Origin of the sequence: Micromonospora sp. CPCC 206061 (assembly GCF_036906915.1) — a bacterium.
In the GTDB taxonomy this organism is placed as follows: domain Bacteria; phylum Actinomycetota; class Actinomycetes; order Mycobacteriales; family Micromonosporaceae; genus Phytohabitans.
Map to the genome: position 1 here is coordinate 14,796 of NZ_JBAKHX010000031.1, position 21,508 is coordinate 36,303.

Here is a 21,508-nt window from a genome sequence, read left to right on the forward strand (position 1 = left end):
CTCTCATCCTTGGATAGAGGCATGTGGCCGTCGACGAATACACTCAGCAACCGCCCAGGTGCATAATGACCAGCCATGGCTGTTGCGTTTGTGACCGGTGGTTCGGGGTTCGTCGGCGGTGCGCTGATCCGTCGCCTGGTCGCCGACGGCTGGCAGGTGCGGGCGCTGGCCCGCAGCGAGCGGTCGGCGCGGGCGGTGACCGTGGCCGGCGCCGAGCCGGCGGCGGGGGACCTCGACCAGGTCGACGCTCTTGCCACGGGCGCCGGCAGCGCCGACGTCGTGTTCCACTGCGCCGCGTTCGTCAAGCAGTGGGGGCGGCGCGAGGAGTACCTGCGCGGCAACGTGACCGGCACGCGCAACGTCATCGAGGCGTGCCGGCGGGCGGGCGTGCCGCGCATGGTGCACGTGGGCACCGAGGCGGCCATGCTCGCCGGTGAGCCGCTGATCGACATCAACGAAGACACGCCGCTGCGGCCCGACTCGAAGTCGCTGTACTGCTCCACCAAGGCGATGGCCGAGCTGGCGGTCCGCGAGGCCAACGGCGGCGGCTTGCGCACCGTGGTGGTGCGGCCGCGGCTGGTGTGGGGTCCGGGTGACGCGACGATCCTGCCGGCGTTGGTCGAGGCGGTCCGCGAGGGACGGTTCCGATGGATCGGCGGCGGGCGGCACCTGACGTCGACGACGTACATCGACAACGCGGTACACGGGCTGGTCCTGGCCGCCACGGCGCGCGATCCCGGGCCGTCGTACTTCGTGACCGACGGCCCGCCGGTGGTGTTTCGCGACTTCATCGGCGAGCTGGTCGGCACCCAGGGCGTGACGATCCCAGACCGCGGCCTTCCGCCGGCCGTCGCCCGCTTCGTCGCCGTGGCCGCGGAAGGCGCGTGGCGGGTGCTGCGGCTGCCGGGTGAGCCGCCGATCACGCGTACGGCGGTGTGGCTGTCGGCGCTGGAGTGCACCGTCGACATCAGCCGGGCCACAAACGAGCTCGGCTACCGCCCGCCGGTGACCCGGGAGCAGGGTATGGCGGCGCTCAGCTCGCCGCCGTGACCTGCCCCTGCCGGCTGCGGTGCTTTTCCAGGAACCGGAGGAAGTGGGGAAACACGTCCTGGGCGACGGCCGCGCCCATGAACGGGTCCTGGTGCCCGTACCCCGGCAGGATCCGCAGTTCGTGCCGGCCCGGGACGATCTTCTCCAGCTCGTGGTGACACACGATGTTGGAGTCGGTGAAGACCCTGTTCTGGTCGCCGGTGACGAACATGAAAGGCGTGTCGATCTCGGCGGCGTGCTGGAAGTAGTCGTCGGGCAGCCGGTCGTATGTCGGGTTGCCCGGCTCCATCTTCACCGCGTGGCCCGCCTTGACCATCTTGCGGACGTGCCGGTAGTAGTGCACGCTCGTCGCCCCGTACAGGTCGCCGCCCCGGCGATGCGTGATGTCGGCGAGCTTGTCGTGGCTGTACAGGGCCGGCCAGCCGGTGCCCCACATGAGGCTGAGCATGTGGCAGGCGGGCACGTCACACTCGCGGTGGAAGGCCGACACCATCTTGGAGAACAGCTTTCCGCGCGACAACCCCGGATCCTCGCTCCACAGCGGATTGAGGTACGTCAGGCCGAGCACGGTCTCGACGCCGAACGGGGCGAGCTGCAGCTTGACCTTCGACCACCCGGGCACCCGCGGTGTCAGGGCGGCGCTGTTGGCGATGACGCTGCTGATGCCGCTGACGGCCTTGCCGAACACGCTCATCGTGAACGAGATGGCGCCGAGGCAGTGGCTGATCACGTGGATCGGCTTGTCGCCGATCTGCTGGCGCATGACCTCGATGGCCGGCGGATAGTCGAACAGTGCGATGTCGTCCATGTTGTAGCGGGTCTTGAACAGGTTGTACGAGTGCCGGTTGCTCATCCGGTAGTCCAGGCACCAGACGTCGCTGAACCCGTTGTCGAGCAGGTAGGTCACCAGATTGTAGTGCTCCGGCATGATGAACATGTCGGTTGACGTGGTGAGCCCGTGGATGATCAGCACGGCCTCGCCAGCGGTGCCGCGGCTGAAGCGAAACATGCTCAGCCCGATCTTGTCCTCGGTGTGGAAGTAGTACGGCGTGACGGTCGCGTCCGGCACGCCGGCGAGGGTGTACAGCGGTATCTCACGTGACATGAATTTCTCCGTATGCCGGTTGGGGTCCACTTTGGCCTCCCGGGCCGGGTCCCTTGAGGTTCTGGTGTGCCCTCGCGGCTCATCCGCGACGCTCAGCCGCCGGTAGCCGTCCAGGATGTGTCGCATCTACAGAGGCATGAGCGGCGGCGCTAATACACCGCTGCCGGTTTCCGACCGTGTGAACCGGCACCCGGAGTGGTCGAGCGGCTCCGCCCAAACTTTCTTGGGCGGGGTCCCGATTTCGATCTCTGTCCGGAGCTCTTTCATGATGTGGACACGCTAGAGACGCGGCCAGCGGTACCCAACCCAGCTGCCGGAAAATCGACTCTCACCCGGCTGGGCGCGGTGCGCTGGCTCTCGCCCACCGAACTGGTTCGCACCGGCCTCAAGGCCGTCCTCGCCGGCGTCTTCGGCCAGTACGCCGACCGGCGCGAGATGCAGCAGGGGCCGATGTTCGAGCAATCCACCTTCCCGCATACTGGCGATGGCGAATTCTGGTTCGACTACGTCAGCGACATCGGCGACGGCTTCGACGCGACCTACTCGGTGGCCAGCCTGCTCGCCAGCGACCTCGACCTGCCGGAGGCCGGCGGCGTCCTGCCGCGCGGCAGCGTGCTGGTCATGGGCGGTGACCAGGTCTATCCGTTCGGCGACGTGGAGGCGTACGAGCAGCGCACGACCAAGGTGTACGCGGCCGCGTTCCCGGAGGCGGCCGGCGGCAACGCCACAGCCGACAGCCCGGTCCTGTACGCGGTACCGGGCAACCACGACTGGTACGACGGGCTGACCGCGTTCCTGCGCGTGTTCGGCCAGCAGGAGAACATCGGCGGCTGGTGCACCCGCCAGAAGCGCTCCTACTTCGCGCTCGACCTGCCGCACGGCTGGTGGCTGATGGCGATCGACATCCAGCTCGACACGTACATCGACAAGCCCCAGCTGGAGTACTTCAAGAAGGTCGCGGAGAAGATCGGCGACAACGATTCGGTGATCGTCTGCACCGCGGTGCCAAGCTGGTACGAACCGACCGAGTCCTCGATCGACCGGCTGGCGTACTTCCTGCGGTACAGCCTGGGGGAGCGCGCGCGGCAGGTGCGGGTCGTGCTGACCGGCGACGTGCATCACTACGCGCGCTACCAGAGCGACCAGCCCGATACGCCGATCCTGGTCACCGCCGGGACGGGCGGGGCGTACACGTCCGCGACGCACCTGCTGCCGGAAGAGCTTCCGGTCTCGGCCAAGCTGTCCGACACCCGCGCCGAAGCGGCCGCCAAGCTGACGTACAAGCGCCGTGGCGAGACGTGGCCGCCGCGGCCGGAGTCCAGTCGCGTGTCCTGGACGGTCCTGTGGCGGCTCGCCGCCCGCAACTGGACGCTGCTCCTGGTCTTCGCCGGGCTCTACGGGCTGCTCGCTGCCGGGGCGCTGTTGGGGTCGTGGCTGTGGGTCGTCGCGCTGCTGGCACTGGCGGGCGGGGGAGCGGTCGCGTTCACCAAGCCCCGGACCGGCAGCCGAGGGCGCCGGTGGCGCTACGGGGTCGGGTTGGCACTGGTCCAACTCGCACCCGCCATCGCGATGGTCTGGTGGATCCCGCGGATCGCCGGCGAGTGGGGGTGGCTGGAGCGGGCCGGTGTCGTGGCCGGCGCGGCCGTCGCCGGGGGCGTCCTGGTCGCGGAGCTGCTGGCGGCGTGGCTGCTGGTGGTGTCGCGGCGGGAGGTCAACGTCAACGAGCTGTTCGCGGCGCTGTCCATCGAGGACTACAAGGGCTTCCTGCGCTGCCGGATCGAGCGTGACGGCACCCTGAGCATCTTCCCGATCGGCCTGCGGAAGTCGGTGCGCGACTGGGAGCCCGCGACAGGCGATAAGGGCCCGCGCCTGGTCCCGAAGCCGCCCGAGAAGCTCGACGTCCGCCTCATCGAGCCCCCCGTGCGCGTGCGCTCCTAGGGCGTCGACACGAGGAAATGCTCGCCGAGATCCGCACACGCGCTGGGGATCTCGACGTCCGGCGCCCGGCCGCTGTAGCCGCCGCCGAAGCTGACCCTGTCGCCGACGCGATACTCGGAGGAGCCGATGGTGAGCCGCTCGGCACCGCCGTCCCACGTCGTCGCCGACGCGGGCAGGACGGGCACCACGACCGATCCGTCGTCCGTCTCGACGACCAGGCACTCGCCGCGCGTCGCGAGAGTGCCGTCGAGTGCGGCGCCGTCGCCTTCGCCAAGCGCGGTGGTGGCCTGATAGGTGGCGTAGCGCACTGAATCGTCACCAGCCGAATCGTCTTCGGATGTGCACGCGACAAGGAGCAGCGTCAACGCGATCCCGGCGCGCGGGAACGCACCCGCGCGCCGGGAGGCTGAGCTAACCGAATAGGAGTGTCGCACCGATGGCGGAAATGTAGTCGATGGGCATGTAGAACATCTCCGAACAGTCTCCGACGGCGGTGCCCGACGAGGCTTGGCCCTTGTAGAGACCATATGCGCTATAGGCGTTGAAAACCACGCCGCCGCTGTCGCCGGGGTAGCACAGAAGACTTTCGCCGGTCAGGCGTACCCAGGTCGCGTTGCAGGTGGTGCCAGGGCAGGCGTTGGCGTATGTGAGCCGGTAGGCGTTGCTCTGGACGGTGCCGCAGGAGTAGCCGGTGGTCTTGCCGCGGTGGCAGACGTAGTGGCCCTGCTGGCCGGTGCGCAGCACGCTGCCGGTCAGGGTGCGGTACGAGGTCTCGCTGCTCGCGGTGAAGCGCGGGTACACGCCGATGTTGGTGGTGTGCCACTGCACGTCGGCAGAGGCGGTGCGCGCCTCGGACTGGAAGTAGATCGGCCACCAGTTGGTGCAGCAGTAGTTCTTGTAGCTCTGGGTGTCACCGCAGTGGCCGGCGGTCGTGATTCCCTGCGTGCCGCCAACGGATACCGCGAACCCGGTGGTGCACGTGGTCAGATGCAGGCCGCCGCTGTGGCCGTCGGACACCCGGGTGGCTTTGCTGTTGACGGCGATCCGTGGTGCTGGGACGGCCAGGCTACGCGCGGTCGCCGTGACCGCCGTTTCGAGCATTGGCGCGGTCTGGGTCGCCCTGGCACTCGTCGGCGCGACATCCAGGGTGATCGTGTTGGTGGTCACGTCGTAGGCGAGCCCATCCACGGACCCGACGAGTTCCGCGGGAACCTTCACGGCCTCGACGAGCGCGACGCTCTGGGCGGCGTTCAGCTTCGCTGACCTGTCGACGCGAACGCTTGGGCGGGACAGCTTGGTCGACGCGACGGTACGCTCGACGGCGCCGGCGGGCGCGGCGCTCGTAAAGTACAGCCGGAGCCCGAAATCCTTGCCGTGGTCGATGGTCGAGCCGGCGAACGAGTCGGGGTGGGCCTTAGCGACCCGCTCGACCAGTTGGCCGTACTCCTTCTGCGCGACGAGGCGCGCCATCGCCTCGCTGGCGCCGACACCGTAGTCCGCGGCATAGTTGGCGGCGTCAATCCTCAGCCCGTCTTCCTCGGCGACCGGCTTCTGCGCCTGTGCGCTTTCCGTGACGGGCGAACCTTTGCCCTTTTCCCCCTCTGGCGCCGCCATCGCGGCCGGATTGCCCGCCAGCAGCGCGGCCAGTACCACGCCGCAGGCGAGAACCACCCTGTGAGCCTTCATGCGCATCCCTCCGATTGATGAGCCGCCCAGCGCAAGCATTGAAGCATCGGAGTAGATGACTGGCTGTCTGGTGGCCGACACGCGGAGTAAGTTACTTACCGAAGCCGAGCGTCAGTCCACTGAGGAGCTGGCGGCGGCCCAGCGCGTAGAGCACGAGGATGGGAAGCGTCGCCAGGACGACGGACGCGAGCACGGCGGGCACGTTGACGCCGTACTCGCCCTGAAAGGTCCACAGGGCGAGCGGTAGGGTGCGCTGCTCGGGGCTCTGGGTGAGGATCAGCGGCAGCAGGAAACCGTTCCAGATAGACAGTCCATTATAGATGGATACGGTGACCAGGGCGGGTCGGGTCAGCGGAAACGCCAGGTGCCATAGAGTGCGCCACTCGGTGGCGCCGTCCATCCGCATCGACTCGAACAGCTCCTTCGGCACGTCGCGGACGAAGTTGGCCAGTACCAGCACCGACAGCGGCACCGCGAAGGCGATGGAAGGCAGGATGATGGCGAGCAGGGTGTCGTACAGGCGTAGCCGGATGATGATGAGGTAGACCGGGATGATGGTGGCCTGCAGGGGAATGGCCAACCCCATCAGGAACAGCACGTTGGCCCAGCGCAGGAACCGGCTGCCGGCCGCGCCGCGGATGATCGCGTAGGCGGCCATGAACGAGACCAGCACCGCCGGCACGACGGCACCGGCGGTCACCACCACGCTGTTGAAGAAGTACCGGGCGAAGTCCGACTCGATGACCGACCGGTAGTTCTCCAGTGTCGGGTCCGACGGCGGCGCGAGGGGGTTCTGGGCGTAGTAGCTGGCTCGCGCCTTGAGACTGGTGATGACGATCCAGTAGAGCGGCACCACCACGATCACCAGCCACACCCAGCCGGCCAGCCCGCCCAGCCAGTTGAAGCGGCCGACAGCGGCGCGCCGGGCACGGCCCCGTGGCCCCTGCCCGGGTGGCGCCTCGGCGGCCCTGTCGGCCCCGGTCGTCAGCGTGGCCATGTCACATTCCTTCCTGCTGGCTCGCACTGGCGTCGCGGCCGCCGAGCCGGCGCAGCAGCAGCGCCAGCGCCAGGCCGACGAGGACGAGGATGACCGCGATGGCGCTGGCCGGACCCATCAGGTTGGCCTGGAAGCCCCGCTTGTACATGTCGAGGGCGAGCACGCGGGTCGCGTCGCCGGGTCCGCCCTCGGTGAGCACGAAGATCAGATCGAAGAACGTCAGCGATCCGACGACCATCAGCGTCGACGAGGTGATGATCGTGTACTTGAGCTGGGGCAGTGTGATGCTGAAGAACTGCCGGACCCGGCCGGCTCCGTCGATCTGCGCCGCCTCGTACAGGGTTACCGGGATCTGCCGCACCCCGCCCTGGTAGATCAGCGCGTGGAACGGGATGAACTGCCAGGACACCACGAAGACGACGACGCCGAGCGCGAGGGTGCCGCGGCCCAGCCAGTCCTGTACCAGAAACGAGAAGCCCAGGCCGACGCCGAGGCCGAAGTTGGGGTCCAGCAACGCTTTGTACGTGATGGCGAGCGCGGCCGAGCTCAGCAGCAGCGGCACGACGTAGATCACCGCCAGGATCTCGCGGTATCGCTGGTGCCCGGCCAGGAAGACGCCCATGAGCAGGCTCATCGGCGTCTGGAACGCCCACGACAGCGCCATCACCAGGAACGTCACCCACAACGCGTGCGGCAGGGCGGGGTCGGCCAGTACGGTCCGCCAGCTGTCGAGGCCCGCCGGATGGATCGCGCCGATACCGTCCCAGCGGGTGAAGCTGAGCACCAGCACACCGACCAGAGGCACGACCCCGAAGGCGACGAAGATCGCCAGCGCGGGCAGGGCCATCCACCCGAGGGACCCGCTGCGCCCGCCGGCTGAGCCGGCCGCTGGCCGGACCCGGACGGCGGGCGGAGCGAGGCCCGTCATTGGCCGATGACCTGGTTCATGTTGTCGGCGTACTGCTGCGGTGTGATCGAGAGTTGGAAGAGCTTGGCGATGTTGTCCAGCAGCTTCTCCGCGGCGGTCGGGCTCAGCGCCTGGTCCCAGGACTGCGCGAAGACCTTCGCCTTGCTGGCGGTCTCGTTGACGAACGTGAGGAACTCCGGCGCCTTGGAGCTGGAGATCTTGCTCTCGCTGCCCTTGACGATGGGCACGCCGCCGGTGTCGAGCCACTCGGTGATCTCGGTGTCGTCGAGCACCGCGGTGCTGAAGAACTTCTTGGCGGTCTCCTTCTGCTCGGCCGTCGCCTTCGAGGAGATGGCCAGGTATTGACCGGGGTTGCCGACCGTGTTGCTGGGGTCGCCCTTGCCGCCCTCGACCGGCGGGAAGTTCATGAAACCGAGGTTGCCGCCGGAGACGAAGTCGCCGCCTTCCTCGGCCATGGATCCGTACGTCCACGTGCCGTGCAGCATCATCGCGGCCTTGCCGGTGTAGAGCAGGGCCTGGTCGGCGTTGGCGTCGGCGACGACGGAGGAGAAGCCCTTGACGAAGCCGTTGGCCTTGATCAGATCCTGGACCTTGGTGAGCGCGTCGAGGGCCGCTGGGTTGGACCAGGCACCCTTCTCGCCGTCGAAGACCGCCTGGAACACCTCGGGGCCACCGATGCGGTCAAAGAGGAACTCCAGCCACATCATGTTGGTCCAGCGGGACTGCCCGGCGAGCGAGAACGGCGCGATGCCGGCGGCGTTGAACTTCGGCACCAGGGCCATGATCTCGCCCCACGACTGCGGCGGCACGGCCTTGATCTTGTCGAACGCGCGCTTGTCGTAGAACAGCACGATCGGCTCGACCGTCTCGCAGGGCATCGCGTAGATCTTGCCATTGACCGTCGCTGCGCCGAACGACGACGGGAACAGCCGGTCCTTGACCGCGGCGTTCTGAGCGAACCAGTCCGTCAGGTCGTCGACCTGGCCGGCGTCCACCCAACTCTTCAGGCCGCCGCCACCCCAGCCCCAGATGATGGTCGGCGCCTGGCCGGCGCCGATCGCAGTCCTGATCTTCGTCTTGTACGCGTCGTTCTCGAACGCGGTCGGCTTGATTTGGCTGTCGGAGTTCGCCTTGTTGAAGCGGTTGACGGTGTTGGTACGGATTTGCTCGCCCGGTGCACCGGTCAGGTACCAGTAGGTGGCTTCGCCGCCACCCCCGCCCTGGCCCGGTCCCGAGCTGCCACAGGCGGCGAGCGCCACCCCCGCACCGGTGCCGGCCGCGAGGTTGAGGAAGCTCCGCCTGGACATCGCACTGTGTGCCACGCTGACCTCCGGATACCGGAAAGTTTACGGAGAGATTCAGGTCAACGTATGTATGTAAGGGAGGTGTGTCAATATCCGTTCAAGCTGGCAGGACGCTAGATCGGCGCGTCGATCGCCGAAACTTTCGGGGAAAGCGCATGCCCGCGCTTGTCCCCCGTCGATCAAGGTCAACCGCGCGTGGTTCGATCTCTTTTCCACGTGCGGTTGACCTTGATCGATGCGATGTTCCTTGATGGTGTCGCGCTAGTACGCGCGCGCCTCGATCTCTTCACACAGCGAGAAGTCGCCAGGGGCGTCGACACCGGCCCGCTGCTGGGCCTCCTTCAACTCGGTGCTCTGGACGAACCGTCGCGCATCGTCGGCGTCCCGGTACTCGGTGACGACGATGACCTTGTTGGGGTCGTCCAGGCCGCGGTGGAGCCGGTGCCCGATTGCGCCATGCTCCTGCCGTGCCGTTTGCAGTTCGTCGAAGACGGACTTGAAGGTGTCGTAGTCCCGGACATGGAGATTGGCGATGAGCTTCGCGGTCATAGTGGCCCTCCATGGGGATTTGCCGTACTTAGCCGCTTTCACGCTACGCCTGGGCAGCCCACCAGCGCTGGAGGATCGTGATGAGAGCGGCCATCCGAGCGACACACGTCTGCGGCGCCGCGGTGGCTCCCGTCAGGATCGGAACTGCTTGCCGACGATGGTGAGCAGGATGTCGTGCGTGGGTTGGTCTGCTGACACGAGCAGCCCGCCGGCGCCGGCGTCGAGGGGCCGCCCTCGCAGGTCGGTGACGACGCATCCGGCGGCCTGACACACGGCGATGGCGCTGGCGAAGTGCACGTTGTCGCGCATGGTGCCGTCGGTTACGTACGCCGCCCGTCGACCGGCGGCGACCCAGGCCAGGGCCAGGGTCGTTGAGGTGACCCGGCCGCCGAAGCGTTGCGTGAACGCCACGTCGTTGAGGAGCCGGACGGCTCGGAAGCCGGGTCCGTTGTGGAACGGCGGGTCGATGTTGACGTCGACGAGGCGTGCGTCGGGTGTCGGTGTGAGTGGCTGGTCAGTTCCGGCGTGGCGTACGTGCGCCCCTTTGCCGTCGGTCCAGAACACCTCTTCGGTGAAGGGGTCGGCGACCGCCGCGACGGTGATCCCGTCGCCGGTGCGGAGGGCGACGTTGACGGCGACCAGCGGGGTCTGAGCGGCGAAGTTCAGCGTGCCGCACAGCGGGTCGACCAGCCACAGGCGGTCGGCTTCGGTGTCGCCGGTGCGGCCGGTTTCCTCGCCGAGCGCGGGGTCGTCAGGCCGGGCCGTTCGCAGTGTGTCGAGAATGGCGCTCTCGGCCTCGATGTCCGCGGCCGTGGCGAAGTCGCCGCCAGTCTTGGCGTACCGTTTCACCGGCTGGCCGTACCGGGAACGCACCACGGCAGCGCCCGCCTGCGCCGCGGTGACGGCGACCTCCGCGTCAGACATCCCTAGATCATATGGCGGGGCGTACTACAGCGATGGAGTGGGCTCTTCGGTCCGCCTAGCCGGCAGACCCGCCGTGTACGCGGCGGCGGGGACTGGCTCGGCCCGCACGCCCAGCGCGTGCGGTAGGCGGCGGCGTAGCCAGCCCGGTAGCCACCAGTTGGCGGGGCCGAGCAGCGTCATGGCGGCGGGCAGGAGGAACAACCGGACGACGGTGGCGTCGAGCAGGACCGCGGTGGCCAGACCGAGACCGATCATCCGGGCGAACGGCGACGGGTTGGCGACGAAGGACAGGAACACCGCGGTCATGATGAGGGCGGCGGAGGTGATGACGCGGCCGGTGCTGGACAGGCCCCGGGCGATCGATTCGGTGGTGTCGCCGCTGGCGTTGTATTCCTCGCGGATGCGCGAGAGCAGAAACACCTCGTAGTCCATGGACAGCCCGAAGAGGACGGCGAAGAAGATGGCCAGGCCGGCCTGGCCGCGGCGATCGCCGTGCTCACCATCGACAACCTCATCGCCTCTGCCCCGTGGTCGCCCACCAGGTGAGCATGATGACGGTACAGGCCGGAGCGGCACAGGCCGTCGTGGCAGCGGATCCGGAGGGCGCCCGCCAGGCGATGGCCGCGGTCGAGCTGGCCGGCCGCCAAGCGCTCGACGAGCTGCGGCACCTGCTGGGCGTGCTGCGCCCCGAGAACGAACGCGACGGCCTCGGCCCCCAGCCCGGGCTCGCCGAGCTTCCCCGGCTCATCGCGCGGGTGCGCACGGCGGGGCTGGACGTCCAGATCACCGACGACCTGCGGACGCCGTTGCCTACCCGGGTGCAGCTGTCGGCGTTCCGGATCATCCAGGAAGCGCTCACCAACGTCCTCAAGCACGGCGGACCGGGCACCCGCGCCGAAGTACACCTACGCGAGGACGGAACGGCCATCACCATCGAGATCCTCGACCACGCCCAAACCGGAATCGCCCGCCCGCAGCGGGCCGGCCACGGCATCGTCGGCATGCGGGAGCGGGCGACACTGCTCGGCGGCAGCCTCGATGCCGGCCCGCGCCCCGAAGGCGGCTTCCGGGTCCTCGCCCGCCTCCCACTGACAGGGGAGGCAGGCGTATGAGCATCAGCGTCGTTGTCGTCGACGACCAGGCGCTGGTCCGCGGCGGCTTCACCATGATCCTGCGGACCCATCCCGACATCGAGGTGGTGGCCGAGGCCGGCACCGGACTCGAAGCGATCGAGGCCGCCCACCGGCACCGTCCTGACGTGATCCTCATGGACATTCGCATGCCTGAACTCGACGGCCTCGAAGCGACGTCGCGGATCCTGGGGGACGCCGACTGGCCCGTCCGGATCCTGATCCTCACCACGTTCGACCCCGACGAGTACGTCTACCGAGCGCTCCGCGCCGGTGCCAGCGGCTTTGTCCTCAAGGACATCCCACCCAGCGAACTGGCTACGGCTGTGCGCACGATCGCCGACGGCGGCGCGCTCATCGCGCCCTCGATCACCCGCCGCCTCATCAGCCGCTTCGCCGAGGGGCCGGCGGTCAACTCCGCTGTCGCCGAACGCCTGCACCGCCTCACCGACCGGGAACGCGACATCGTCGTCGCCGTCGCGCGCGGCGACACCAACACCGAGATCGCCCAGCAGCTCTACATCGGACCCGCCACCGTCAAGTCACACGTCTCCAGGATCCTGACCAAACTCGGCCTGCGTGACCGCACCCAGATAGTCGTCTTCGCGTACGAGAGCAGCCTGGTCAAACCCGGTACCCAGGACATCGGCACGTAGCGCGCCCCGCGGGTCTACGACCGGGTGCCGATCAGCAACCCGAGGCACATCTCGTCGCTGGTGCCGTCGCCCCAGACGGCGTAGCGCGGTGGAAGCTTCTGGAGCTGGGGAAGCATCTTGCGCAGGCCGGCGTCGTGGGTGCAGGTCACCCGGATGACGTCACCCTTCTTGATCTTCACGGGCCTGTCCAGCGGCCGGATGGCTTGATCGTCAAAGTTGTACCGCGGCACATCCAGGAGCGTGCTGGCGCCGGCCGTATCCGGATTGAGCTCGATCTTGATCGCTCGGCCCAGCAGGTGCATGTGCCCTGCTGTGGCGTAGATCGTGGCCGCGTCCCGCGCCGGCAGGTCACAATGCTGGGTGGTCCCCGGCACCGGTTTTCCGTTGCCGCACATCCGCACCAGCTCCGCGGCCGCGGAGCCGACGTCCTCGCCGAAGCGGTGGCTCACGTCCTTGATCGCGGCATCCCGGTCGCAGAGTGGGCCGCTCTCCTGGGCGGTGCAGGGCAGCTCGACCGGCGCGGGCGCCAGGAGCGTGTGCAACGGGGTCATGGCGCTGCTGTCGTCGGCGAGGCGCAACCTGATGCTCGACTGGTCGGCGCTGCCCGCCTTTCCGGCCGTCGCCAGCAGGTTGTAGTGCACCTGCATGACCAACTGCGAGCCGGGCGGCATCTCGTATCCGAGGCCCTCGCCCAAAAGCACCTCGTTGGCGCCCGGTGCCCAGTGGGCCACCCACGCGCCGTCACCGTCGACGCCCGAGTCGCCGAAGCACTGCCAGCCTTCGCCGGAGGTGCGCTCGTCAAGCTGCCGGGCCTGCCGCACGCCCGCCGGTGAGATCCGGAAGAAGATCGCGTGATGCACGATGTCCGCGTTCTGCGGCAGGAACTGGCTGCCCGTCAGGAACGCCTTCGCGGACAGACCCGGATCGACCAGGAAGCAGCGGTACTCGTCGGTGCCCCCGTTCGGCGCGACCGGCGTGTACGGCTGCGGCATCTCCAGCGTGACGAACCGTTCACCGGCTCGCAGCGGCTGCTCCGACGGCGGCGAGAAGGAACCATGGCCGCCGTGCGGCGAGCCGCTCGACTCGGCTGGCCCGGCGGGATCGGCCTCGTCGCCACCGCACGCCGCGCTCGCCCCGACCATGGCCAGGATCGCCACTCCCACCACGAGCCGCTTGCCAACCCCCGTTGTGCGTCGCACGGTTGCCTCCCCTGTCCTCGGCCGCTTCACCTTCGATGATTGACCCGTCGATGGGTACCTGGATATCCGGGTTCGCCCCGGATCAACCCCGAAAGTACGATCAGGGGGCCTCAGGCGCCACTCGCAGCCCGCACCGCGCCCGGGCTCAGTGCGCCGATGGCGGCGATCACGGTCGTCGCGCGGGCGCGGGCGTCATCGTCCAGCGGGTACTGCTGGTGCGGTACCGCGATCACCCGCATGCCCGCGGCGGCCGCCGACCGTATCCCGTTGGAGGAATCCTCCACCGCGACGCTGGCGCTCGGGTCGACGCCCAGCCGTTCGGCCACGGCGAGGTACACGTCTGGTGCGGGCTTGCCGTGCGGCACGTTCTCGGTGGACAGCGTCACGGCGAACGTGTCGGTGAGCCCCGCGGCGTCCAACGCGGCCTGGATCAGTCGCGGAGGCGACGAGCTGGCCAGGCCGAGCGGCCAGTGCTCGGCCAGCTCACGCACCACGGCGTCCGCGCCAGGCACCAGTGGCACCTGGCTCGCGTACCGGTCGACCATCTGCTCGACGACGTCCGCGGCGACCTGCTCGGCAGTCCGACGCACGCCGAGTTCGCCGCTGAGGTAGCGAGCCCACTCGCCGGTACTCATGCCCATGAGGCGGCGCTGAGTGTCCGGCTGCCACCGCCCGCCGTTGTCGGCGACGTACCGTCGCCGGACCTGCTCCCACACAGGCTCGGAATCGACGAGCACACCGTCAAGGTCGAAGACCACCGCATCCACCACAAGACCATCATGCCCGTCCCGCTCGCGGGACCGGGCAGGGGTGGCTGGTTGTGGCGCGCCTTAGCGACGGCCCCCGCCCGGGAGCCGTGCGAGGTCCGATGTGGACAGCCTGCGGTGTGGCCAGTCGGCGAGCGGGAGCGTATTTTCCCGTACCGGAGGGCATCTGTCCCGGCTTCTCATGTTCTGATATTGCCCCGGCGCGGCGTACTCAGACTGGGGAACGTGTCTGGACAACACCGGTCCTATGGCCGGTCAGGGCGCCGCTATCAGGCCTTGCTGGGCGCACTGCGTGCGACTCTCCTCGTCGTGCTGGTGTCTGTGGGGCCCGCCATGGGACGGACGATGGAGGAGGGGGCGCGGCAACCGCGATTCGCCTCTGGCGGCGCTCCGCTGTACGACGACGGGTACGACGGGCTGTCGCCGGGGGCGCCCCTCTACGTGCCACCCGAGATCGCCCACGGGGGAGGGCCGGCGCAGGGCTGGACCCAGCCGCTGTACGCGCCCGTCGTGTCCGGATTCCGCACCAGCGAACGCCCCAGCCACGATGGCGTCGACCTCGCCGCGTCCCGGTACGCGCCCATCGTCGCCGCCGCCTCCGGCACCGTCATCAGCGCGTACTGCGACGCGATCGACGTCCGCGACGGCAGCCATCGGGGTTGCGACCGTGACGGCGACCCCAACCTCACGAGCGGCTGCGGCTGGCACGTCGACATCATCCATAGTGGACAAGAGATCACCCGGTACTGCCACATGGTCAGCCAACCACTCGTGGCGGTCGGCGACTTCGTGCCAGCCGGGCAGGAGTTGGGCCAGGTCGGTTCCTCGGGCAACTCCAGCGGCCCTCACCTCCACTTCGAGGTGCACGTCAACGGAGACCCCGGGCCGAGCGGGGCAGTCGACCCCGTACCCTGGATGAGCGACCGAGGAGCGCCGCTCGGTCGAACGAGCTTGTAGGTTCCCGGAATCACCTGACCCCGCGATGAGCTGCGGCGATCGCCAAGGCCACGACGGGTCGGTACGCCGAGTTCGGTTCGCGGGCCTGCGCGTTGGGCCCGAACGCGGCATCACGGGTGGCGATCCGATAGATGAGGGCACGCACCAACATCTGGCCCCACTCCGGCAGATGCGACCAGCGATCTAACACCTGCGGTCCGGCGCCATACCAGCACAACGCGTCTGCTACCGCGACCGCCAGCGCCCACGAGACGGGCCGCCAATACGGCGACCAGTCGATGATCGCCGGCGCGACCCCATCGGCGAACAACACGTTGCCCGGCAGATCTCCATGCACGATCTGGTCCGGCAGATGCACCGGCCGGCGCGCCTGAGCGAGCGGCTCCAGCAACTCCAGGCCGGCTGAACTCCCGGAGATCGGGGCCTCCTCCCATGCCACACGATCGCCATACGACCACGGGTCTTCGCGCGCATCAAGAAAAGCCGGACGCGGCAGATGAGCGACGGCGGCGTGAAACGCTGATCCCGCCCGGATCACCTCGTCGATCCGCGTCGTGTCGGGCCGGCCAGCGACGGCTCGCCATGCCTCCCAGCCATCGATCAACCAGCTCCCATCAGCGGCCGGCACCGGGCGCGGCACCCGGAACTCCGGCGACACCTGCACCACTGCAAGTGTTTCCGCCCGCCACCGCGACTCCTCGGCACCCTCGGATGGCTTGAGCACCACATCGCCAACCCGCCATGTTCCGCCCTTGCCGCCGGGTAGCACCTGCGGCACGCCCGAAAGGCCGAACGCGCGCAGGACTTCCAGCGGCGGGCCACTCGTCACGGACGTCACGATCAAGATCTTAGGTTCGCCCGTCCTCGACGCCACCTGGATTTCCAACCGGCCAACCGAGCAGGCTGCCGACAAGCTCGCCGAGGACCTACAGAGCTAATCGGCACCAGGCAAGGGGCGTCGAAGGTGGCCCGCTCGGCCGCGGTCAGGATGCCCATCTCCAAACGCTGCTGCCGATCCGCTACCAAACCGTCGGCGGATGATTAGGTATTGGCTCTAGTCAATGCGCAAGATCGATGCTATGAATTGGTGGGTCGCTCGCGACCCGCCAGGGCAATGCCGCCCGCGCCCCTGTTTTTGCATCGACGTCGGTTGGAGCGAACGATACATGAGCGAACATCAGGACGGCCGGCTGCGGGCTCGGTGGCGGCGTTCGGCGAGGACCATCGTCGCCGCCGCGGTGACATCCACCGGAATCGCCGTGCTCGCCATTGGAGTCACGGTGGGTGCGGCCGCCGCGGGCGCAAGTCCCGCTGAGCGGGGCTCGCGGAACGCCTCGTTCGCCGTCCCGGCGATTTCGAGCGCCGCCGCGGGTTACGGCCACACCTGTGCGATCGGCGTCGACGGCACGCTCTGGTGCTGGGGCAACAACTACAGCGGCGAGGTTGGTGATGGCACGACCACGCGCCGGAGCGCCCCGGTGCGTGTCGGCGACGCCACCACCTGGGCACGTATCGAAGCTGGCACCAGCTACAACTGTGCGATACAGGCCGACGGGACACTGTGGTGCTGGGGCAACAACCGCAGGGGCCAGCTTGGTGATGGTACCACCACCAACCGGAGCGCCCCGGTGCGTGTCGGCGACGCCGCCACCTGGGCGAGTGTCAGTGCCGGCGACGGTCACACCTGCGCCATCCGGACCGACGGCACCCTGTGGTGCTGGGGCACCAACCGTAATGCGCAGCTAGGTGTCGGCTCGCCCGACCAGGACGCGGCCACGCCGGTACAGGTTGGCACGGCGACCAACTGGGCGAGCGTCACGACCGGCTTCGCGCACACCTGTGCAGTTCGCACCGACGGCAGCCTGTGGTGCTGGGGTGACAGTTCGATGGGGCAGCTGGGCGTCGGCATCCTGAGCTACAAGGCAACTCCGACGCAGGTCGGCACCGCGACCACGTGGACCGGTGTAACAGCCGGGTACGCCTTCACCTGCGCGGTCCGCACCGACGGGACCCTGTGGTGCTGGGGCGAAAACGGGTACGGACAGCTCGGTGTCAGCGGCACCTCCCAGACCACACCGATCCGGGTTGGCGACGCCACCACCTGGACCAGCATCAACGCGGGCACCGACTCCTCGTGCGCGCTCCGCACCGACGGCAGCCTGTGGTGTTGGGGTAACAACATGGCAGGACAGCTGGGCGACGGCACGACAACCCACCGGTACGCCCCCACCAGGGTTGGCGACGCCACTAACTGGACCAACGGCTTCGCTCTCAGCTATCACAGCTGCGCGGTCCGCACCGACGGCAGCCTGTGGTGTTGGGGTAACAACCTGGCAGGACAGCTGGGTGATGGCACCACCACCGACCGAGCGACCCCGGCGCAGGTCGCCCTTCCGAGCTGACCATCAACATTCTCAACATTCGGGGTAGGACCAGGGCGTTCCCCGATAGGTCTCGTCGTCCTTGCTCCGTCAGGCTCGATCTTGACGAACTGCTGACGGGGGTCGGGATGAAGCGAGTGTGTCGAGTGCTGGTGACCGCGATGACAGCGTTGGCGGTGATCGCGGCGCCGGCCACGGCTACCGCGGCGCCGATGGGGGTCGATCGCGCCGGGCTGCAGAGAGGGCTGGACGGCCTCGTGGCCGCGGGCGCGGTGGGCGTGCTGGCGGAGGTGCGTGACCAGGACGGCGTGTGGCGGGGCGCCAGCGGCGTCGCCGAACTGCGTACGACGCGGCCGGTCCCGGTCCACGGCCGGTTCCGGGCGGGCAGCATCACGAAGACGTTCGTCGCTACCGTCGTCCTGCAGCTGGTCAGCGAGGGTCGGCTGCGGCTGGACGACACGGTCGAGGCCTGGCTGCCCGGAGTCGTTCCGGACGGTCACCGGATCACCGTGCGGCACCTGCTCAACCACACCAGTGGGTTGTACGACGTCGTGCGCACCCTGCCGATGCCGCCGAAGCAGGAGTTCCTGGACAACCGGTGGCGGACCTGGACCGCTGCCGAGTTGGTAGCGCGGGCGGTGGCCAACCCCGCGACGTTCGAACCGCCGGGTTCGGCCTACGCGTACTCGAACACCGGCTACCTGCTGCTCGGCCAGATCGTCGAGGAGGCGACCGGCCGGTCGTACAAGGAGGAGATCAACAGCCGGCTCATTCGACCGTTGTGGTTGTCCGGCACCTCGCTGCCGGGGACGTCAACGCGGATTCGTGGGCCACATCCGCACGGCTACGTGCCGATATCGCAGGACGGCGAGCTGCTCGACTACACGCGGATGAATCCGTCGGTGTTCGGCGCGGGTGGCGAGATGATCTCTACGGCGAGGGATCTCAACCGGTTCTTCGCCGCACTGCTCGGTGGGCGCCTGCTGCCGGGGCAGCTGCTCGACGAAATGATGACACCGGGCATTGATGGCGGGCTGATGTATGGGCTCGGGCTGGCCTGGTGGGACACGTCGTGCGGGATCCGCGTGTACGGCAACGACGGCGATGCCGTGGCGTACCAGTCCTGGTCGTTCTCCACACAGGACCGGCGCCACCAGGTCACGGTCGCGCTCACGCCGAACTTCCGCGCGGACCTCGACGACGCCGTCGACGCGTTCCTCGACGAGGCCGTCTGCACCTGACCAGTCGCCGACACCACCGCGATCCGCGTCTCGGTTTGTGCCTGCTCGTCGATTCGGCGAACATCAACTCGCGGCAGTCTGTCGTTGGTACCTGTGTGCGCTGGTCAGGAACGGGAACGAGGGTGGGACATGGATTCGGCGAGCTTCGCTGATTTGGGGCTGCGTACCGAGCTGCTTCAGGCGCTGTCGAGCCTGGGGTACGAGGAGCCGACGCCGATCCAGGGGGAGGCGATCCCGCCGCTTCTACAGGGGCGTGACCTGCTCGGACAGGCGGCGACTGGCACGGGAAAGACGGCCGCGTTCGCGTTGCCGGTGCTTCAGCGGTTGGCCGTCGGCGAGCGGGGGAGCGGTCCGGTGGGGCTGGTCCTGGTGCCCACTCGTGAACTGGCCGTGCAGGTGTCGCAGGCGTTCCACCGGTACGGCCGAGACCTGGGCGTGAGGGTGCTGCCGATCTACGGCGGGCAGCCGATCGGTCGGCAGTTGCAGGCGCTCGAGCGCGGTGTCGACGTGGTGGTGGCCACACCGGGTCGGGCGCTGGACCACATCGGGCGTGGCACGCTCAGCCTGCGCGCGGTGGCGACGGTGGTGCTCGACGAGGCGGACGAGATGCTCGACATGGGATTCGCCGAGGACATCGAGACGATCCTGGACGAGACGTCGCAGAGCCGGCAGACCGTGCTGTTCTCGGCGACGATGCCGGCGCGGATCGACGCGATCGCCCGGCGGCACCTGCGCGACCCGGTCCGGATCGAGATGGGCCGCGAGCCGGTGGCCCAGGGTGAGGCGCCGCTGGTGCGGCAGAGCGCCTACGTGGTCGCCCGCGCCCACAAGCCGGCCGCCCTGGGGCGGATCCTGGACGTCGAGGCGCCGTCGGCGGCGATCGTGTTCTGCCGCACCAGGGAAGAGGTCGACCAGCTCACCGAGACGATGAACGGGCGCGGCTACCGCGCCGAGGCGTTGCACGGCGGGATGGGTCAGGAGCAGCGCGACCGCGTGATGGGGCGGGTGCGCGCAGGCACCGCCGACCTGCTCATCGCCACCGACGTGGCCGCCCGCGGGCTGGACGTCGAGCACCTCACCCACGTCGTCAACTACAACGTCCCGTCGGCGCCGGAAGCGTACGTGCACCGCATCGGACGGGTCGGCCGCGCGGGGCGCGAGGGCGTGGCGATCACCATGTCCGAGCCGCGGGAGCACCGGATGCTGAAGGCGATCGAGCGGGCGACCGGCCAGCGGATCGTCGTCGACAAGATTCCCACGGTCGCTGACCTGCGGGCGCGGCGCCTGGAGCTGACCCGGGCCGCCCTGCGGGAGACCCTGCTCGGCGAGGACCTGGAGCGCTTCCGGGTTGTGATCGACACACTCACGGACGAGTTCGACATCGTCGACGTGGCCCTTGCCGCGGTGAAGCTGGCCCATGAGGCGGAGGGTGGCACCGACGTCGACGAGGTGGAGATCCCCCACGTTTCCCAGCGCGCCTTCGAGGGACGGCCGGAGCGCAAGGACGGTGATCGCCGCGCCGGCCGTGGCCGCACCGCGGATCGCCCGATGGCGCGGGTGTTCTTCGGCCTGGGGCGCAGTGCCGGCGTACGCCCCCAGGACCTGGTGGGCGCCATCACCGGCGAATCGAGCCTGAGCGGTCGCGACATCGGCGCGATCGAGATCGCCGACCGTTTCTCCCTGGTGGAGGTGCCGGACTCCGCCGTGCGGGAGGTGGTCGCGGCGCTGCGGCACAGCTCCATCAGGGGCAGGAAGGCGACGGTACGACCCGAACGCGAACCGGCGAAGAGGCGCACCCGCTGACCGAGCCCGGCTATGCGCTCCGGTACGGACTATTCGTGCTTGCGTTCGATCGTTTGATGGCCGGTCAGCGCGATCTCGCCGTCGCTCCACTCGCCGCAGGCGCCGCCGCCAGGACTGATCTCAAGCCGTAGCGGTGTGCCGTCCATGCGCAGGGCGGGGTGGTAGTAGGTGGCGACCTGTTCGGCGTCGCCCTCGATGTAGTGGCCGATCAGGGCGCGCCGGAACCGGTCGGTGGTGGTGTTCGGTGCGCTGCCGTGCACCAGCGAGCCGTTGAAGAACAGCACGTCACCCGGGTCCATCACCACGGGTTCGATGCGCTGACCTGGTGGCAGCGGCACGGTCACGTCGGTGAAGCTGACCGTGGTGTCGGCCTTCTCGATGCACAGGATCGGCCAGCGGTGGCTGCCCGGCGCGACGAGTATGCAGCCGTTGGCCTCGTCGGCGCGGTCGAGCGCCATCCAGGCGGCGACGCAGGTGCCGGGCTCCGCGCGTAGGTAGTAGTTGTCCTGGTGCAGCGCCTGGCCGCGGGAGCCGGCCGGTTTGAAGTACAGCATGGTCTGGACCGCGTACGGGTCCGAGCCCACCAGAGCGACCAGCAGGTCACGCAGCCGGGCATCGAGCAGCCAGCGCAGCGAGGTCTCGTCCCAGCGGTGCATCTGCGTCATCCGTGGATAGCGCCGCAGCGGGTCCCGGCTGCTCGGTTCGACACCGACGAGGTCCCTGCCGTACGAGCCGCGCTTACGCAGCGTCATGTAGTGGTCCCGTAGCCGGTCCACCTCCGCCGTGTCGAACAGGCCACGGGCCACCACGTACCCGTCCCGGTCAAAGGAGCCCTTGAAAGAATCGCTCATGAACGACAGCATCGGAGCTGTACGGCCTTTCTGGCTGGTGCA

At 68.7% G+C, this 21,508-nt stretch carries 21 protein-coding genes; 8 read left to right on the forward strand and 13 right to left on the reverse strand.

Annotated features, from left to right (window positions below; genetic code table 11):
* Positions 1-75 precede the first annotated feature (75 nt).
* Positions 76-1,050 carry an NAD-dependent epimerase/dehydratase family protein gene (locus tag V6V89_RS21100; RefSeq protein WP_334620907.1) on the forward strand — a complete coding sequence of 325 codons (975 nt, stop codon included), beginning with the start codon at positions 76-78 and terminating at the stop codon, positions 1,048-1,050.
* Here the strand turns inward: V6V89_RS21100 and V6V89_RS21105 are convergent.
* Positions 1,034-2,155 carry an alpha/beta fold hydrolase gene (locus V6V89_RS21105; protein WP_334620908.1) on the reverse strand — a complete coding sequence of 374 codons (1,122 nt, stop codon included), beginning with the start codon at positions 2,153-2,155 and terminating at the stop codon, positions 1,034-1,036. The genes V6V89_RS21100 and V6V89_RS21105 overlap by 17 nt on opposite strands.
* 270 nt (positions 2,156-2,425) lie before the next feature.
* On the opposite strand from V6V89_RS21105, the gene V6V89_RS21110 reads away from it, so the two are divergent.
* Positions 2,426-4,093: a metallophosphoesterase family protein gene (locus V6V89_RS21110; protein WP_334620909.1), complete on the forward strand. Its 1,668-nt coding sequence runs from the start codon at positions 2,426-2,428 to the stop codon at positions 4,091-4,093.
* Here the strand turns inward: V6V89_RS21110 and V6V89_RS21115 are convergent.
* The 8 genes from V6V89_RS21115 to V6V89_RS21150 all read right to left on the reverse strand — a co-directional run bounded on the left by V6V89_RS21115 (position 4,090) and on the right by V6V89_RS21150 (position 11,057).
* A complete protein-coding gene (locus V6V89_RS21115; protein ID WP_334620910.1) occupies positions 4,090-4,401 on the reverse strand; it encodes a hypothetical protein in 312 nt (103 codons plus the stop codon). The genes V6V89_RS21110 and V6V89_RS21115 overlap by 4 nt on opposite strands.
* Before the next feature lie 103 nt (positions 4,402-4,504).
* Positions 4,505-5,779 carry a hypothetical protein gene (locus V6V89_RS21120; protein ID WP_334620911.1) on the reverse strand — a complete coding sequence of 425 codons (1,275 nt, stop codon included), beginning with the start codon at positions 5,777-5,779 and terminating at the stop codon, positions 4,505-4,507.
* 91 nt (positions 5,780-5,870) lie between these two features.
* Entirely contained in the window at positions 5,871-6,776 is a 906-nt protein-coding gene (locus V6V89_RS21125) for a carbohydrate ABC transporter permease (protein WP_334620912.1), read from the reverse strand.
* A 1-nt stretch (position 6,777) separates the two neighbouring features.
* Positions 6,778-7,704 (reverse strand): carbohydrate ABC transporter permease, encoded by a 927-nt coding sequence (locus V6V89_RS21130; protein WP_334620913.1) that lies wholly within the window; start codon positions 7,702-7,704, stop codon positions 6,778-6,780.
* Complete coding sequence (locus V6V89_RS21135) at positions 7,701-9,011, reverse strand: substrate-binding domain-containing protein (protein ID WP_334620914.1); 1,311 nt, start codon at positions 9,009-9,011, stop codon at positions 7,701-7,703. Before V6V89_RS21135 ends, V6V89_RS21130 begins: the two co-directional genes overlap by 4 nt.
* Positions 9,012-9,269: 258 nt before the next feature.
* On the reverse strand, positions 9,270-9,557 hold the full coding sequence (locus V6V89_RS21140; RefSeq protein ID WP_334620915.1) for an antibiotic biosynthesis monooxygenase family protein: 288 nt from the start codon (positions 9,555-9,557) through the stop codon (positions 9,270-9,272).
* A gap of 132 nt (positions 9,558-9,689) precedes the next feature.
* Entirely contained in the window at positions 9,690-10,481 is a 792-nt protein-coding gene (locus V6V89_RS21145; protein ID WP_334620916.1) for an inositol monophosphatase family protein, read from the reverse strand.
* 24 nt (positions 10,482-10,505) lie between these two features.
* Positions 10,506-11,057 (reverse strand): MMPL family transporter, encoded by a 552-nt coding sequence (locus V6V89_RS21150; RefSeq protein ID WP_334620917.1) that lies wholly within the window; start codon positions 11,055-11,057, stop codon positions 10,506-10,508.
* Between V6V89_RS21150 and V6V89_RS21155 the strand changes: the two genes are divergently transcribed.
* Positions 11,009-11,593 (forward strand): sensor histidine kinase, encoded by a 585-nt coding sequence (locus tag V6V89_RS21155; protein WP_334620918.1) that lies wholly within the window; start codon positions 11,009-11,011, stop codon positions 11,591-11,593. The two genes, V6V89_RS21150 and V6V89_RS21155, sit on opposite strands and share 49 nt — an antisense overlap.
* Positions 11,590-12,267 carry a response regulator transcription factor gene (locus V6V89_RS21160; RefSeq protein ID WP_334620919.1) on the forward strand — a complete coding sequence of 226 codons (678 nt, stop codon included), beginning with the start codon at positions 11,590-11,592 and terminating at the stop codon, positions 12,265-12,267. The genes V6V89_RS21155 and V6V89_RS21160 overlap by 4 nt, the downstream gene beginning before the upstream one ends.
* A gap of 14 nt (positions 12,268-12,281) precedes the next feature.
* Here V6V89_RS21160 and V6V89_RS21165 read toward each other — a convergent pair whose 3' ends face one another.
* Together V6V89_RS21165 and V6V89_RS21170 are read right to left on the reverse strand one after the other, a co-directional pair.
* Entirely contained in the window at positions 12,282-13,466 is a 1,185-nt protein-coding gene (locus V6V89_RS21165) for a monooxygenase (RefSeq protein ID WP_334620920.1), read from the reverse strand.
* Between the two features lie 110 nt (positions 13,467-13,576).
* Positions 13,577-14,236, reverse strand: a complete 660-nt coding sequence (locus V6V89_RS21170) for an HAD family hydrolase (protein WP_334620922.1) — start codon at positions 14,234-14,236, stop codon at positions 13,577-13,579.
* Positions 14,237-14,542: 306 nt separating this feature from the next.
* Here V6V89_RS21170 and V6V89_RS21175 point away from each other — a divergent pair, with 306 nt between their 5' ends.
* Positions 14,543-15,190, forward strand: coding sequence for a M23 family metallopeptidase (locus V6V89_RS21175; protein WP_334620923.1), 648 nt, complete (start codon positions 14,543-14,545; stop codon positions 15,188-15,190).
* A 10-nt stretch (positions 15,191-15,200) separates the two neighbouring features.
* On the opposite strand, the gene V6V89_RS21180 is transcribed toward V6V89_RS21175, so the two are convergent.
* Positions 15,201-16,028 (reverse strand): TIGR02569 family protein, encoded by an 828-nt coding sequence (locus tag V6V89_RS21180; RefSeq protein WP_334620924.1) that lies wholly within the window; start codon positions 16,026-16,028, stop codon positions 15,201-15,203.
* A 328-nt stretch (positions 16,029-16,356) separates the two neighbouring features.
* Here V6V89_RS21180 and V6V89_RS21185 point away from each other — a divergent pair, with 328 nt between their 5' ends.
* The 3 genes from V6V89_RS21185 (at position 16,357) to V6V89_RS21195 (ending at position 20,615) form a co-directional block, all read left to right on the forward strand.
* Complete coding sequence (locus V6V89_RS21185; RefSeq protein WP_334620925.1) at positions 16,357-17,592, forward strand: RCC1 domain-containing protein; 1,236 nt, start codon at positions 16,357-16,359, stop codon at positions 17,590-17,592.
* A 140-nt stretch (positions 17,593-17,732) separates the two neighbouring features.
* Complete coding sequence (locus V6V89_RS21190) at positions 17,733-18,812, forward strand: serine hydrolase domain-containing protein (RefSeq protein WP_334620926.1); 1,080 nt, start codon at positions 17,733-17,735, stop codon at positions 18,810-18,812.
* A gap of 78 nt (positions 18,813-18,890) precedes the next feature.
* Positions 18,891-20,615, forward strand: coding sequence for a DEAD/DEAH box helicase (locus V6V89_RS21195; RefSeq protein WP_442935191.1), 1,725 nt, complete (start codon positions 18,891-18,893; stop codon positions 20,613-20,615).
* A 29-nt stretch (positions 20,616-20,644) separates the two neighbouring features.
* Here V6V89_RS21195 and V6V89_RS21200 read toward each other — a convergent pair whose 3' ends face one another.
* Positions 20,645-21,466, reverse strand: a complete 822-nt coding sequence (locus tag V6V89_RS21200; protein ID WP_334620928.1) for a phytanoyl-CoA dioxygenase family protein — start codon at positions 21,464-21,466, stop codon at positions 20,645-20,647.
* Between the last annotated feature and the right edge of the window lie 42 nt (positions 21,467-21,508).

What these genes read in the sequence shown, in the direction of transcription:
- V6V89_RS21100 (WP_334620907.1), top strand. Translation starts at nt 76, where the DNA reads ATGGCTGTTGCGTTTGTGACCGGTGGTTCGGGGTTCGTCGGCGGTGCG.
- V6V89_RS21140 (WP_334620915.1), bottom strand. Translation starts at nt 9,557, where the DNA reads ATGACCGCGAAGCTCATCGCCAATCTCCATGTCCGGGACTACGACACC.
- V6V89_RS21200 (WP_334620928.1), bottom strand. Translation starts at nt 21,466, where the DNA reads ATGAGCGATTCTTTCAAGGGCTCCTTTGACCGGGACGGGTACGTGGTG.
- V6V89_RS21120 (WP_334620911.1), bottom strand. Translation starts at nt 5,779, where the DNA reads ATGAAGGCTCACAGGGTGGTTCTCGCCTGCGGCGTGGTACTGGCCGCG.
- V6V89_RS21125 (WP_334620912.1), bottom strand. Translation starts at nt 6,776, where the DNA reads ATGGCCACGCTGACGACCGGGGCCGACAGGGCCGCCGAGGCGCCACCC.
- V6V89_RS21145 (WP_334620916.1), bottom strand. Translation starts at nt 10,481, where the DNA reads ATGTCTGACGCGGAGGTCGCCGTCACCGCGGCGCAGGCGGGCGCTGCC.
- V6V89_RS21135 (WP_334620914.1), bottom strand. Translation starts at nt 9,011, where the DNA reads ATGTCCAGGCGGAGCTTCCTCAACCTCGCGGCCGGCACCGGTGCGGGG.
- V6V89_RS21160 (WP_334620919.1), top strand. Translation starts at nt 11,590, where the DNA reads ATGAGCATCAGCGTCGTTGTCGTCGACGACCAGGCGCTGGTCCGCGGC.
- V6V89_RS21190 (WP_334620926.1), top strand. Translation starts at nt 17,733, where the DNA reads ATGACAGCGTTGGCGGTGATCGCGGCGCCGGCCACGGCTACCGCGGCG.
- V6V89_RS21185 (WP_334620925.1), top strand. Translation starts at nt 16,357, where the DNA reads ATGAGCGAACATCAGGACGGCCGGCTGCGGGCTCGGTGGCGGCGTTCG.
- V6V89_RS21105 (WP_334620908.1), bottom strand. Translation starts at nt 2,155, where the DNA reads ATGTCACGTGAGATACCGCTGTACACCCTCGCCGGCGTGCCGGACGCG.
- V6V89_RS21130 (WP_334620913.1), bottom strand. Translation starts at nt 7,704, where the DNA reads ATGACGGGCCTCGCTCCGCCCGCCGTCCGGGTCCGGCCAGCGGCCGGC.